Genomic DNA, 13447 nt, shown 5'->3' on the forward strand with positions numbered 1-13447 from the left:
ATCGTCTTGAACTCGCGGATCTTGATATCGTTGTAGGTCGTCCGCGTGCGGGCGGTGACGAGGAGCTTTTCCACGCCGTCGTCAGAGACCACACGCATGATCCAGACCCCGTAATAGCTGGGACCTTTCTTATGTGCCGACTCCTGGCACAGGATTTCTGCGCTATAGCCGCTTTCCACGAGCTCGCGGAACCTGGCTTCCGTAACCACATTTGGTGCTTCGATGTCCCAGTTCATGGCCCGGCTCACGCTTTCTCCAATGGCGCAACCCCAGGCATTCCCACTTGAAGCCCAGAGTTACGATAGTATATTATCAACCGCAAGATGTAATATCGTGCTTTGGCTGTAGTTTGGTTGCGCAAACACTAGTCTCGGCCAGTGTCCGCGATCAAGGAGATAACAGGTTTGAGAAACCCAAGGTTGACATGCCTGCTCTCATTGCAAGCTATGGCCCTTCTGATCTGCGTTCCCGGGCCGGTTTTGGCGGAATCCTGCTTCGCCCCGCCCCGCCCCTTCCTGCCAAGTGATTCGCAGGCCGCGCGGGACTATGCGGCTATCATCCGCAGCGATTTTGAAAATTACGTCCAGGATATCCAGAGCTATTTCCGTTGCCTCGACAGCGAACGCGCCCGCGCTTTCGAAGAAGCGCGGGAAGTCAGCGAGGACTATGGCCGATTTCTGCAATTGGTAGGGGATTGATGGGCAACCTCGGGAGCATCAGACTAGCAGCCCGTGGAAACCAGACGCCGATAACACTCTCAAATATCTACTTTTTAGATAACAGATTTCATCCGCTAGCGACGTCACAAAAGGTATGTGACGCGTGGCAAATACAATCAGAAGCAAAGGGCAAGAGGCTTTGTGCCAGGCGTTGGTCGACGCGCGTAAAAACGCGGGCTTGGGCCAGGACGACTTGGCGGACAGGCTCAAGTGCCATCAATCTCTGGTGGCGCGTATTGAGAGCGGTGAACGCCGGATCGACGTGGTCGAGCTGGTCGTTTTGGCGCGTGCCATCGGCTTTGACCCATTCGAGGTTCTGGCGATCGTCGAAGCCGCCACGGAGCCCGACCACAGGATTTGAACCATTTGATTGATCGAAAACACCGGTGCTGGATTCTCCCGGTGTGAAGATCGCTATCACGAGGACAAACAGTAACCGATAATAACCAGGCTCGGCATGCGGTTGCAGCAAGCGATTTAAGATCCAGGCTGCTGTCCACAACGCCGAATTGCAGGAAGTTAGTAAACAGTGAACGAAGATGAGGTCGAAGGCGTCGCGATCGCGAATTTGATCGGGATGGATGAGCGTAGTGTTGTCGGGTGGGTGTATCGCTGGAATACGGGCGCGCTGGCGGTGATGTGGGATGTCAATGGCCCGCAGCGGGTTTCAAGGTGTCTGCCTGACCTCAGTTACGCTGAAAAGCGTGAAATCGACTTCGGTGGATTGACCCAAATTCCAAGGCGTGACAGCTGACAAGATCAGTCATGACAGCTCGAAGCCAATCGGGGGTATCTGTGCATAAAGCGGTACCTTGGGTAGAGTTGGCTCGGAGAGTGTCTGCGGCGAATGACGTTTGACAGGCCCCTGGAACGGGTCAGTAATCAACCTGTTCAAACCCATAGTTACCCGCGTAGTCGCGCCAATCCACGAATACTGATCGATTAAAAACGCGTGGGCAGTTCGACCCCCAGCCTTCGAGCCCGACATGAGCATCGGGTAGGGCCGTCGGCGCAGATACGGCCCATGAAAATTTGCCCTGCGTGCCGTAGGTGCCAAGATAGACCAGCGCATAGCGTCGGCATTGATTATTTTCTCCAGCTTCTTGCTGAGAGGCGAAGCGAACATCAAAAACTCGAATGGATCGGACAAAATTGAACTCTGGTCCGCTGATGTCGATGTCCGCACGATCTTGATCGAGTCGCAGGGCGAGTTCGACGGGAACGAACTCGTTTGAGGTTTCGTCAACGCTCCAAACGGCCGTTTTTGCCATTACTGCAGGTGCTTGATGGGTCATGGGAAATGACTGGCGTGGCCGCACATTATCAATCCGGAAGAACGCGTCGAAGGTCCGATTTGTTCCGCTCGGTTGAGGTTCGATCTCATAGGAGGCGCCCATGGGACAGCGCCAGATTTGTAGTGGCGGTTCCACCGGCCAAGGCGTAATTCGTCGGATGAATTCGGCACGGGCCCGGGCGCAAGGGACGGACGCGGGCCAGCCGCCAGACAGGCAGAGTAGGATCGCGCAGTCGATCGGGTATGTCTGCGCGCGGGCGGGCATCGGCAAGGAAACGCCCGCAAGGGCCAGAGCAACAGCGATCGAGGGGAGGAGCTTTTTGAATGAATAACGCATGCTGAGGAGCCTTCGTGACAGGAGTTCAGCATACATACAATAATATACTATCGCAACATTAAGTATAACCTCGCATAATGAAGTTTATGTTAATTTCCAGGCCTCGCCATCTTGTACCACCCGCGACTCAGACAACAGCTTCTCCAGATGCGCCGCAACGTTTCGTTCTGCGGCCATTGCGATATGTGGGTCGGTTTTCTGGTAGACGGAAGCGGCGATATTCTGGACCGAATCCGGGGTGTTTGAGAGGTGGGCGAGGATCTCCGCCTCGCGACGCATGCGGTTGGAAAGCAACCGTTTGACGTAAGGTTGCGGATCCCGGAGTATAGGTCCGTGCCCCGGAAAGTAGATCCTATCGTCGCGCTCAATCAGCCGCTGTAGCTGCGCGCAGTAGTCGTGCATGTTTCCGTCAGGGGGGCTGACGATCGAACTGTTCCAACTCATAACGTGGTCGCCCGTGAAGAGCACTCCGTCAGGTCTCGCGAAACAAAGGTGGTCGCTCGCGTGACCAGGTGTGTGCAGGACGGTAAGACCGGCAATGACCTGTCCGTCCTCCAGAAACCGGTCAGGTCGAAATGCATCGTCAGGGAATGCCCGTGAGGCATAAACAGGTGCGTCTGTCCGTGCTCGCAGGGCTGGGACGACTCCAAAATGATCAGAATGGTGGTGTGTGAGCAGAATCCCGGATGGTTTGGCCCCCAAATTTTTGATGATTGCCTCGAAATGTGTACTGTCTTCTGCTGGGCCGGGGTCGATTATGAACCGACCATCAGGCGTATCAATGATGTAGCTATTTGTCCCGTGGTAGGTCATCTTTCCGGGATTGTTCGCGACGATCCTCAGAATTCCAGGGGCCAATTCGACTCCCTTCGCGCGGCAAGGCTCCGGCTCTGAGAAAAACATGCTGCTTCTTTTCATTGTGTGCGACCAGGTATTGATTGCGAACAATTTGGTTCGCACAGTTTTGCGCATTGCTCTCGCATGGCGCCGGAAACCTCAGGCTGGCGTCCGGTGCCTGTCAAATCCGGCATCGGACCATTTCAACTTACATTGGACCAGGCCCGTATGAGACTGAAACAGTCTGATACAGTCTTGGGCTGGCAGTCACACAGCGCGGCGATTATGGTAAGCAGTATACAGAACTACAGCAATTGTCGCCTTCGTCAGATCCCCGAGAAGGAACGGGTAAAGACCGGCGTTCAGCAACTTTTCGCCATAGCCGACAAAGCCACCCAACCAGAGCAGCCCTGCGCAATACATGACTATCGAACCCAAAAAGACCGCGACAGATGCTCTGAACGCAGGCCGAAGTCCTTGCAGTGCTTGAACAATCCACCCGGCGGCGGCCGCCGCAAGTGCGAAGCCTACCAAGTATCCGCCTGTGGGACCCGCAATATACGCCGGTCCGGCCAGAGCCGGAGGCGTGCCTGCGAAGACCGGCAGGCCAAGCAGACCTTCAAAAAGGTATGTCACAACAACAAGACTACTGCGCACCGGCCCCAGGAAAAGGCCCAGACCCAAGACAACCAGGGTTTGTGTAGACATGGGAACCGGGTAGAACGGCACCACGATTTTGGCGGATAGTGTCAGAAGAATTGTGCCGACGAGTATTATCGAGATCTCTTGGGTAAGTTTTGCGAGTGTTTGGCTTTGAGTGGTTTCCAGATTCATCTTTTTCGTCCTTGTTTCTGTAGATTGTTACTTTTTTGGATAGTAAGCTCACATGCGCTTGGCGACTTCTTCCAACATGACTTCGCTCGCCCCGCCGCCGATGGCCTGCACACGGGCATCGCGTGACATGCGTTCCACCGGTGTTTCGCGCATATAACCCATGCCGCCGTGAAACTGGACGCAGTCATAAAGCACGCTGTTCACCAGTTCGCCGCAATAGGCTTTGACCATCGAGACCTCTTTCACGCAGTCACCGCCCGCGGCATCCAGACCGGCGGCGTGATAGACCAGCTGACGTCCTGCAGCGATCCGCGTCTGACAGTCGGCCAGCCGTTGGCGCACGGCCTGCTTGTCCCACAGAACGCCGCCAAAGGCCCTGCGCTGCTTGACATAATCCACGGTCATGTCCAGCGCGGTTTGCGCTTCGGCACAGGCCATCGCACCCAGCACAATGCGTTCGTTCTGGAAGTTCTTCATTACCGAATAGAAACCGCGGTTGACCTCGCCCAAGACGTTTTCGGCCGGGATGCGGACATCTTCGAAGATCAGTTCGGCAGTGTCCGAGCACAGCCAGCCGGTCTTGTTCAACGCCCGTCCGACCGAAAAGCCCGGCGTGCCTTTTTCGACCGCAAACATGGTGATCCCGCGCGACCCTTTGGCATCGGGATCGGTCTTGGCGCCGACAAAGTAGAGATCGCCATGCACGCCGTTGGTGATGAACACCTTGGTGCCGTTCAGCACCCAATCCGACCCGTCCCGCACCGCGCGGGTGCGCATGCCGGCCACGTCCGAGCCCGCGCCCGGCTCGGTCACGGCGACGGCGGTGATCATTTCGCCAGAGGTGATCGACGGCATCCACCGCGCCTTCTGTTCGGGCGTGCCGACGTTTTCCAGATGCGGCGAGGCCATGTCGGTGTGGACCAGAACCGTGGCCGAGAATCCGCCGAAGGTGGATCGCCCGACCTCTTCGGCCAAAACCACGCTGGACATCACGTCCAGCCCCGCGCCGCCATACTGTTCGTCATAGCGCATCCCCAGAACGCCGAGATCACCCATCCGGCGCAGCACGTCGCGGGGCACCATGCCCTCCTCCTCCCAGGGCTCGGCCTTGGCGGTCACCTCGGTTTCGATGAACCGGCGCAGCTGGTCGCGGATCAAGTTGAGGTCTTCGTTGAACGGGCCGGAGGCCGCGGTGATGTTGTCTTGTCTGGTCATGTGTTTTCCTCTGGATCGAGTTTGATAAGTGGGGCGTGCCCGGCAACCGTGTCGCCCGGTGCACAATAGATTTCCGTCACTACGCCCGCGACCGGCGCGGGCAGGCTTTGCAACAGCTTCATGGCCTCAAGCACCACAAGCGTGTCACCGGCTTTAACGCGGTCGCCGCGTGCGACACGCACCTCGGCAACGGCGCCGGGCATGGGTGCGGACAACAGGTCAGCGACGCCAGACCCGCCGGTGGCACGTTGCAGATGCTGGTCTTCCAGCGTGCGCAGGTCTGTCGCGGTCATTCCGGCAGGGGTTTGCAGGTGCACCCGCCAGTGACCCGGCGCGCGCGCGACATAGGCGGTGCGCGAAAACGGAACCCCGTCGATGCGTCCGCTCAGACGGCATCCTGTTAAGGCGGCACTCTCGACCGTGATGGTCTGGCCGTCCGGCTGTACGGCTGTCAACACCGACCCGGAGCCGTTTACGCGGATCGGGTCGTCTTTTGTCGTCTCCCAATAGGATGCTGCACCGGGCCACCCCGCAGGGGCCGTGAGCCGCCATGACCCCAGGCTTTCCCAGGGCGACGCGCCCGCCGGGGCGAGATGCAGATGCAGCGCCATCGCGGCAAGGGCCATGTCCCGGGGATCAGCGGACGGTTCAGTCCAGCCGCCTGGAAACATCTCGGGCAGGCCTGAGGTATGGTGCCGGAACGCCTCAAAATCCGGGTGTGTCAGCAACGCGCGCTGATAGGCCAGGTTCAGACCGACGCCACCGACTGCAAAGGCATCCATTGCGACAACCGCCCGGCGGATCGCACCGGCCCGATCCGGCGCGTGGACGATCAGCTTGGCAATCATCGAATCGTAATGGTGGCTGACGACCGAGCCTGCCTCGACCCCGGTATCGAGCCGCACGCCGGCGGGCGGAGCCCAAAGGCTGATCTCGCCCGTTTCGGGGCGGAAATTCTCGGCCGGGTTTTCGGCGGCGATGCGGATTTCAATGGCGTGCCCGTCAAACTGCACATCGCCTTGCGTCAGCGCCAGCGGCTCGCCCCGCGCGATGCGCAACTGCCATTCGACCAGATCGATGCCGGTGATCGCCTCGGTCACGGGGTGTTCCACCTGCAACCGGGTATTCATTTCCAGAAAGTAGTATTCACCGCGCCCGGGGTCATAGAGGTATTCCACCGTCCCGGCGGAGCGATAGCCGATCGCCTGCGCCAACCGCACCGCTGCCGCACGCATGCGGTCGCGCACAGCCTCGGGAAGATCGGCGGCGGGGGCTTCTTCGATCAGCTTTTGGTGGTTGCGTTGCAGCGAACAATCGCGGTCGCCCAGATGCAGCACGGTGCCGTGAGTGTCGCCCAGAACCTGCACTTCGACGTGGCGGGCACGGGGTGCATAGCGTTCGAGGAACACCGCCGGATCGTCGAAGGCGCTCTGCGCTTCGGCCCGGGCAGATGCAATCGCTTCGGGTGCGTCGCCCGGATCGGAGACCAGCCGCATCCCGCGTCCGCCGCCGCCGGCGCTGGCCTTGACCAGAAAGGGGGTGCCTAGCGCCTCGGCCTCTTGCAGCAGGCGCGCGTCGGACTGATCCTCGCCTCGATAGCCGGGCAGGACGGGCACGCCTGCGGCTTCGGCGGCAGCCTTGGCCTCGATCTTGGAGCCCATCCGCGCGATAGCGTCGGGTTCCGGCCCGATGAACACAAGGCCCGCCGCCTCGACCGCCGCCGCGAAACCGGCATTCTCAGACAGAAAACCATAGCCCGGGTGCACCGCACACGCGCCCGTCGCCCGCGCGGCCTCAAGGATGGCCTCGACGTTCAAATAACTGACCGACGGGGCGGCCCCACCGATGCAGACGGCATGATCGGCCTCGGCCACGAAGGGCGCGTCGCGGTCCGCGTCCGAAAACACCGCTACGTTTTCCAGCCCCAGTTTGCGGCACCCGCGCTGGATGCGCCGGGCAATCTCGCCCCGGTTGGCGATCAGAACGCGGGTGAAGCTCATTTCACCCGCCATGACGGAACGCCCTTGTTGATGAAACTGTTGATGCCTTCGATACCTTCCTCAGTCTCCCACGCATCGGCCAGCCGGTCGGCGGTGTAGATCATGTTGGTCTCCAGATCGTGGGACGCGACATAGGCGATCAGCGCCTTGGTATCGGCCACGGCACCCGGCGCGGCCTGAAGGTGATCATGCACCACCCGGTTCACCGTGGCGTCCAGGTCGCCCGGCGCGACAACCTCGGTCAACAGACCGATCCGCTCGGCGCGGGCCGTGTCGAACAACGCCCCAGACAGCATGGTTTCACGCGAATGCACCTTGCCGATGCGGGCCACCACATAAGGCGATATATTCGCGGGCAGAAGGCCCAGTTTTACCTCGGTCAGACCGAAGCGCGCGCCTTCGGCGCCGATGGTGTAGTCGCAGACGGAGATCATGCCGACACCGCCACCGTAAGCCGGGCCGTTGATCCTCCCGATCAAGGGTTTGGGCAGCGTGTCAAGACGGCGCAACAGCCGCGCCAGCGTGGCGCTTTGTGCGACCCTTTCACTACGGGTTTTCTCGACATTAGAGGCGAACCAGTTGAAATCGCCGCCCGCGCAGAAGCTCTTGCCCGCGCCGGTCAGGACCACAATACGCACATCGTCATCTGCAGCCAGCTTTTCGGCGGCATCGTATAGCTCTGCGATCAATTCGCCATTCAGCGCATTGTGTTTGTCGGGGCGGTTGAGCGTCAGCGTGGCGACGCCACGCGCATCGGTTTCGATAAGGATCGTGTTGTAGGTATTGGTCAACTTGAAGCCTCACATTCTGAATACAGGCGTATGGCGACCGGCTTCGGGCACCGATGTCACGATGGCCAGACACAGGCCAAGGATATCGCGGGTTTGCGCGGGTTCGATCAGCCCGTCATCCCAAAGCCGCGAGGTGGCATAATAGGGATCGGACTGTTCACCGTACTGGGCCCGAACCTGCTCCTCGATCAGCTTCATGTCGGCCTCCATCTTGCCCGGGTCGCCCCCTTTCTGGCGGCGCAGTTCCAGCATCACGTTTGTGGCGATGTCGGCAGACATGGTGGCCAGTTCCGCCGTGGGCCAGGCAAAGAGAAAATTCGGGGCGAAACCACGTCCGCACATGCCGTAGTTGCCTGCCCCGTATGAGCCGCCCAAGAGGACCGACAGGCGCGACACCTTGGCAACCGACATGGCATAGACCAGCTTGGCGCTGTCTTTGGCAATGCCGCCGCGCTCGGCTTCGGTGCCGACCATGAAGCCCGAGATGTTGTGGAGGAACAAAAGCGGGATGTTGCGTTGATCGCACATCGACACGAATTGCGCGCCCTTGAGCGAACTGTCGGACACAAGCGCCCCATTATTTGCGAGAATGCCCACTCGATAGCCGTGAATCCGCGCGGTGCCGCAGACCAGCGTCTCACCCCATCCGGGCTTGAATTCGCGGAATTCGCCGGCGTCGATCATGCGCAGCAGAACCTCGCGCATGTCATAGGGCTGTTTGCGATCGGCGCTGATGACGCCAAGCAGTTCCTCTGGGTTGCGCGCCGGCGGCGCGCAGGTTGCATCGGGACCCATCGGGCGCGACAGGCCCAGTTCGGATACGATGTCGCGCATCAGAGCAAGCGCATGATACTCGTCCTCGGCCAGATGGTCAGACACACCGGAGACGCGCGAATGCATCTCGGCCCCCCCCAATGTTTCTCCATCAACCTCTTCGTTGATCGCCACCTTGACGATCGAGGGGCCGCCCAGATGGATGCGTGCGTTGCCGCGTACCATGATGACTTCGTCCGACAGGGCCGGGATATAGGCCCCACCGGCCGTGCAGCCTCCAAAGACCGCCGAGATCTGCGGCAGGCCGCTCGCGGACATGTTGGTTTGACGATAAAAGGAATTGCCGAAATGGCGGGCATCGGGGAAAACCCGGTCCTGCTCTGGCAGATAGGCACCGCCGCAATCCACCAGATAGAGGCAGGGCAGCCGGTTCTCGGCTGCGATTTCCTGGGCGCGGATGTGTTTCTGCACGGTTTCGTGATAGAAAGACCCACCCTTCACTGTCGCATCGTTGGCGATCACAACGCAGGGCAGCCCGTGGACGATCCCGATACCGGTCACGATCCCCGCACCGGGCACCTCGCCCCCGTATTGACCGTAGGCGGCAAGCGACGACAGCTCAAGAAACGCAGTGCCCGGATCCACCAGCAGGTCGATCCGTTCGCGGACCAACAGCTTGCCGCGCTTGCGATGCCGCGCGACCATATCGGGGCGGCCGCCAGCCGTTGCTTCGGCGATCCGCGCACGCAGCGTTTCGACGCGCTCGCTTTGTGCGGCGTGGTTGCGGGTGTAGGTCTCTGATGCGGTCAGCACCGCTGTTTCAAGACGTGCCATGAAGTCAGGTATCCTGTCTTTGGAGTATCCCGTTGAGGAACACATCGGCATAGGTGCGTGACAACGCATCGGCGCTACCGCGGTCCGGGTCGAACCAATCGAGCGTGGCGTTCAATGTACCGATCAGCATCAGGCGCAGGCGACGGATATCGACGTCTTGCTTCAGCGTGCCATCTTTCTTAAGCTGGGACAGAAGACTGTCCCACTCTGCCTCATAGGCCCTGCGCGTGGGCAAGTTGGCATCCCGGACGGATTGCGGCACCTGCCCGAAAATACGCACATTCGCCGATGTATAATCGCTCACATCAATAAGCGCGCGCAGATGCGCCCGGATCGCGGCGCGCAGTACCGTTTCGCCGTCGGCATCGGCCCGCAGGTCGGTGACGGCGTCTCTCATGCTCTCGTGAACGACTCGAATCCCTGCATCAAGAACGGCCGCGACGATCTCGTCCTTGGAACCGAAATGATAATATATGCTACCCGCCTTGATCCCGGCGGCCTCGGCAATTTTTCGGAGCGAAACGGACCCGTAGCCTTGTTCGCGGAAAAGCCGCGCGGCAATGTCCAGCACCCCATCCCGTCCAACCGCGCTGCGCGATGTCTCGTTGACTTTGATTGCCGTGTTTTGTGCCATATACTTTCGTATCGCCCCAACGCCTAACTAACGCCTGTTAGGTTAATAACGCAAATGAGTAAATCGTCGTGATCGTGCCAGACTAGAGTTTGCGGAAAATTCCGCATTGGCGACCGCCAAGAGGCCGCCCAGACATTAATGTGCTTGCCCGGACCCCGTCATCGGGTCCGGGCAAATGCCTTAGATCACGAAACCGCCACCGCAGATGACGTGCTGGCCTGAAATGAAGTTCGATTCCGGCGCACAGAACAGATAGACGGCACCGGCAGCTTCTTCCGGAGTGCCGACCCGGCCCAGCGGGATCATGCGCTCCATCTGGGACAGGAGATCGGGATTCACGCCGACCTTGATCTCTTTTTCTTCGACCTTGATCGTGCTGTCGCCATCCGCGCTGCCTTCGGTCAAGCGGGTGCGAATCGGGCCGAAGGCGACGGCGTTGACGTTGACCTTATAGCGGCCCCATTCCTTGGCCATCGTCCGGGTGACCCCTAGGATACCGGCCTTTGCGGCGGAATAGTTGATCTGGCCAGCATTGCCGCCGGTCCCTGCGATGGACGAGATGTTGACCACCTTGCGGAACACCTCTTGCCCGGCGGCGGCCTCTTCCTTGGCCTTGGCGCTGATCACCGGCTGGGCAGCGCGCAGGATCTTGAAAGGTGCCGTCAGGTGGACGTCGATGATCGCCTGCCACTGTTCGTCGGACATCTTCTGAACGACGCTATCCCAAGTGTAGCCTGCGTTGTTCACGATGATGTCTAACCCGCCAAAGCTGTCCACGCCGGTCTTGATGAACCGTTCGGCAAAACCGTCTTCGGTGACGCTGCCGGCACAGACCACGGCCTCAGCTCCCATTGCGCGCACCGACTCGGCGGTTTCATTGGCCGGATCCGCATCCAGATCGTTGATCACCAGCCGGGCCCCTTCCGAGGCCAGTTTGAGAGCGATTTCGCGGCCAATGCCCCGGCCCGAGCCCGAGACCAGCGCCACGCGCCCGTCGAGATGTCCAGTCATATTGATTCCTCCCGAAAGGCGCTATCAGGCTTTTTCATAAAGCGTGGTGACGCAGGCCCCGCCGAGGCCCAGATTGTGCTGAAGCGCCAGACGTGCGCCATCAACCTGGCGCGCATCTGCCTGGCCGCGAAGCTGCTGAACGAGCTCGGTACATTGCGCTAGGCCGGTCGCCCCAAGCGGATGGCCTTTGGACAAAAGACCGCCCGACGGGTTGGTCACGTATTTTCCGCCGTAGGTGTTGTCGCCATCATCAACGAATTTCGCCGCTTCGCCGCGACCGCAAAGGCCAAGCGCCTCATAGGTGATAAGCTCGTTGTGGGCGAAACAGTCGTGCAGTTCGACCACATCCACGTCCTCGGGCCCGATGCCCGCGTCCTCGTAAACCTGATCGGCGGCGCGCTTGGCCATCGAAAAGCCGACCACTTCGCGCATGTCATGGGCTTCGAAAGTTTCCGGTCCGTCTGTTGTCATGGCCTGCGCCGCGATCCGAACGGAACTGTCCAATCCGTGCTTGTCGGCGAATTCCTTGGAACAAATGATCGCCGCCGCCGCGCCACAGGTTGGCGGACAGGCCATGAGCTTGGTCATGACGCCGGGCCAGACGACCTGGGCGGCCATGACATCTTCCGCCGTCACCTCCTGCCTGAACAGGGCAACCGGATTCTTCGCAGCATGTCGGCTGGCCTTGGCGCGGATCTTGGCGAAGGTCTCGACGGGTGTGCCGAACTCGTCCATATGCGCCTTGCCCGCACCGCCAAAGTACCGCAGTGCCAGCGGGATTTCGGAACGGCCAACCAGATCGTCGGTTTCACTGTCGAATGCCGCAAACGGGCTGACCCGGTCATGGAACATCGCACCGATTGCGCCGGGCTGCATCTGTTCGAACCCAAGTGCCAGAGCACATTCGACCGCGCCGCTTTCAACTGCCTGCCTGGCCAGGAACAGGGCGGACGATCCGGTCGAGCAGTTGTTGTTCACATTCAGAACCGGGATGCCTGTCATTCCGACATGGTACAGGGCGCGCTGACCGCAGGTGCTGTCGCCATAGACATAGCCAACATAGGCCTGTTGGACTTTATCATAATCCAACCCCACGTCTGCCAGAGCGGACCGGGTCGCAGCGGTCGCCATCACATCGTAGCTTTCGGATTTTCCCGGCTTCTGGAACGGGACCATCCCAACGCCTGCAACATAGGCTTTGTCTGTCATTTCTCTCTCTCCCAAGTTCGGTCAGGCCACCCTAATCGGTCCGCCAGCCTATTTTCTACCATTTGTTAGATTTTAAATCCCAACCTTGGGAAGTGTCAATATCGCCAAGCTGTGACGTAGGGAGCTTGCGCTATTTTCTAACTTGTGTTTGTTTTCGGGCCACACGCCCTGATCGGCGGCACAATTGAGGGATTCTGGTCCCGGCGCAACCGCTGACAAGCGTTTAGCACTCAGCTTACGAAAGGTGGTCGGAATGGCATACTGTTATGAGTTCAAGGGTTTTATACCCGTCGTGCCCGAGGATACATATGTCCACCCCCAGGCCGTTCTGATCGGAAATGTCATCTTGGGTCATGGATGCTACATCGGCCCCGGAGCAAGCTTGCGGGGCGATTTCGGCAGGATCGTGATCGGGGATGGAGCCAATGTTCAGGACAATTGCATCATCCATTCCTTTCCCGGCCGCGACGCCGTGGTGGAAAGCGACGGCCACATCGGCCATGGCGCGATCCTGCACGGTTGCACAGTGGGCCGGAACGCTCTGGTCGGAATGAATTCCGTCATTATGGATGGTGTAGAGCTTGGGGCGGAATCGATTGTCGGCGCGCAGGCGTTTGTGCGTGGCGAAACCGTGATTCCGCCGTGTTCGATGGTGGTGGGATCGCCGGCAAAGGTGATCCGCGAGGTCAGCGAGAAAGAAATCGCGTGGAAAACGCGCGGCACCGCGGAATACCAGCAACTTGCGCGCGACTGTCTGGCCGGATTGACGCCGGTCGAGCCGCTGAAGGCGGTCGAGGCAAACCGGCCCGGCATGGCGGCCTCTGACGTCGTCTCCATTCAGGAGGCGCGGCGGACATCGTCCTGACCTGTCCGGGAACCGGACCGGTCAGGACTACTTCAGATTCCGAAAGCGCCAGATGGAAGCGCCTTGACGCGGAACGGCACTCCCCGACCCGGT

At 60.0% G+C, this 13447-nt stretch carries 14 protein-coding genes and 1 pseudogene; 4 read left to right on the forward strand and 11 right to left on the reverse strand.

Annotated features, from left to right (window positions below; translation table 11 throughout):
- Positions 1–236: pseudogene (locus RBB32_RS15125) on the reverse strand (hypothetical protein); the annotation flags it as partial.
- A 210-nt stretch (positions 237–446) separates the two neighbouring features.
- Between RBB32_RS15125 and RBB32_RS15130 the strand changes: the two are divergent.
- From RBB32_RS15130 to RBB32_RS15140, 3 genes are all read left to right on the forward strand, one after another.
- Positions 447–698 carry a hypothetical protein gene (locus RBB32_RS15130; RefSeq protein WP_065331733.1) on the forward strand — a complete coding sequence of 84 codons (252 nt, stop codon included), beginning with the start codon at positions 447–449 and terminating at the stop codon, positions 696–698.
- Between the two features lie 124 nt (positions 699–822).
- The gene (locus tag RBB32_RS15135) at positions 823–1080 is read left to right on the forward strand and encodes a helix-turn-helix transcriptional regulator (RefSeq protein ID WP_057821663.1); all 258 of its coding nucleotides are present in this window, start codon (positions 823–825) and stop codon (positions 1078–1080) included.
- Positions 1081–1248: 168 nt separating this feature from the next.
- Complete coding sequence (locus tag RBB32_RS15140) at positions 1249–1473, forward strand: hypothetical protein (protein WP_216338380.1); 225 nt, start codon at positions 1249–1251, stop codon at positions 1471–1473.
- A 121-nt stretch (positions 1474–1594) separates the two neighbouring features.
- Here the strand turns inward: RBB32_RS15140 and RBB32_RS15145 are convergent, their stop codons facing one another.
- The 10 genes from RBB32_RS15145 to RBB32_RS15190 form a co-directional block, all read right to left on the reverse strand.
- Positions 1595–2350 (reverse strand): hypothetical protein, encoded by a 756-nt coding sequence (locus RBB32_RS15145; protein WP_216338379.1) that lies wholly within the window; start codon positions 2348–2350, stop codon positions 1595–1597.
- Between the two features lie 84 nt (positions 2351–2434).
- Positions 2435–3298: an MBL fold metallo-hydrolase gene (locus RBB32_RS15150; RefSeq protein WP_306153954.1), complete on the reverse strand. Its 864-nt coding sequence runs from the start codon at positions 3296–3298 to the stop codon at positions 2435–2437.
- A 156-nt stretch (positions 3299–3454) separates the two neighbouring features.
- Complete coding sequence (locus RBB32_RS15155) at positions 3455–4021, reverse strand: biotin transporter BioY (RefSeq protein ID WP_043753595.1); 567 nt, start codon at positions 4019–4021, stop codon at positions 3455–3457.
- 48 nt (positions 4022–4069) lie between these two features.
- On the reverse strand, positions 4070–5236 hold the full coding sequence (locus tag RBB32_RS15160; protein ID WP_306153956.1) for an acyl-CoA dehydrogenase family protein: 1167 nt from the start codon (positions 5234–5236) through the stop codon (positions 4070–4072).
- Positions 5233–7248: a biotin carboxylase N-terminal domain-containing protein gene (locus RBB32_RS15165; RefSeq protein WP_306153958.1), complete on the reverse strand. Its 2016-nt coding sequence runs from the start codon at positions 7246–7248 to the stop codon at positions 5233–5235. Before RBB32_RS15165 ends, RBB32_RS15160 begins: the two co-directional genes overlap by 4 nt.
- On the reverse strand, positions 7233–8027 hold the full coding sequence (locus RBB32_RS15170; RefSeq protein WP_028288551.1) for a crotonase/enoyl-CoA hydratase family protein: 795 nt from the start codon (positions 8025–8027) through the stop codon (positions 7233–7235). Before RBB32_RS15170 ends, RBB32_RS15165 begins: the two co-directional genes overlap by 16 nt.
- Positions 8028–8036: 9 nt before the next feature.
- Positions 8037–9635 (reverse strand): acyl-CoA carboxylase subunit beta, encoded by a 1599-nt coding sequence (locus RBB32_RS15175; protein WP_306153961.1) that lies wholly within the window; start codon positions 9633–9635, stop codon positions 8037–8039.
- Positions 9636–9639: 4 nt separating this feature from the next.
- The gene (locus RBB32_RS15180; protein ID WP_306153963.1) at positions 9640–10269 is read right to left on the reverse strand and encodes a TetR/AcrR family transcriptional regulator; all 630 of its coding nucleotides are present in this window, start codon (positions 10267–10269) and stop codon (positions 9640–9642) included.
- 180 nt (positions 10270–10449) lie between these two features.
- Complete coding sequence (locus tag RBB32_RS15185) at positions 10450–11280, reverse strand: SDR family NAD(P)-dependent oxidoreductase (RefSeq protein ID WP_306153964.1); 831 nt, start codon at positions 11278–11280, stop codon at positions 10450–10452.
- Positions 11281–11304: 24 nt separating this feature from the next.
- Complete coding sequence (locus RBB32_RS15190) at positions 11305–12489, reverse strand: lipid-transfer protein (RefSeq protein WP_306153965.1); 1185 nt, start codon at positions 12487–12489, stop codon at positions 11305–11307.
- Between the two features lie 253 nt (positions 12490–12742).
- Here RBB32_RS15190 and RBB32_RS15195 point away from each other — a divergent pair, with 253 nt between their 5' ends.
- Positions 12743–13354 (forward strand): transferase hexapeptide repeat family protein, encoded by a 612-nt coding sequence (locus RBB32_RS15195; protein WP_306153966.1) that lies wholly within the window; start codon positions 12743–12745, stop codon positions 13352–13354.
- The last annotated feature ends 93 nt before the right edge of the window (positions 13355–13447 follow it).

The organism is Roseovarius sp. MMSF_3281 (assembly GCF_030733685.1).
Classification (GTDB): Bacteria; Pseudomonadota; Alphaproteobacteria; order Rhodobacterales; family Rhodobacteraceae; genus Roseovarius.

Bases quoted from the DNA above. Each gene is read 5' to 3' on its own strand.
- RBB32_RS15130 (WP_065331733.1), top strand. From the start codon at position 447: ATGGCCCTTCTGATCTGCGTTCCCGGGCCGGTTTTGGCGGAATCCTGC.
- RBB32_RS15145 (WP_216338379.1), bottom strand. From the start codon at position 2,350: ATGCGTTATTCATTCAAAAAGCTCCTCCCCTCGATCGCTGTTGCTCTG.
- RBB32_RS15185 (WP_306153964.1), bottom strand. From the start codon at position 11,280: ATGACTGGACATCTCGACGGGCGCGTGGCGCTGGTCTCGGGCTCGGGC.
- RBB32_RS15175 (WP_306153961.1), bottom strand. From the start codon at position 9,635: ATGGCACGTCTTGAAACAGCGGTGCTGACCGCATCAGAGACCTACACC.
- RBB32_RS15180 (WP_306153963.1), bottom strand. From the start codon at position 10,269: ATGGCACAAAACACGGCAATCAAAGTCAACGAGACATCGCGCAGCGCG.
- RBB32_RS15160 (WP_306153956.1), bottom strand. From the start codon at position 5,236: ATGACCAGACAAGACAACATCACCGCGGCCTCCGGCCCGTTCAACGAA.
- RBB32_RS15190 (WP_306153965.1), bottom strand. From the start codon at position 12,489: ATGACAGACAAAGCCTATGTTGCAGGCGTTGGGATGGTCCCGTTCCAG.
- RBB32_RS15155 (WP_043753595.1), bottom strand. From the start codon at position 4,021: ATGAATCTGGAAACCACTCAAAGCCAAACACTCGCAAAACTTACCCAA.
- RBB32_RS15165 (WP_306153958.1), bottom strand. From the start codon at position 7,248: ATGGCGGGTGAAATGAGCTTCACCCGCGTTCTGATCGCCAACCGGGGC.
- RBB32_RS15195 (WP_306153966.1), top strand. From the start codon at position 12,743: ATGGCATACTGTTATGAGTTCAAGGGTTTTATACCCGTCGTGCCCGAG.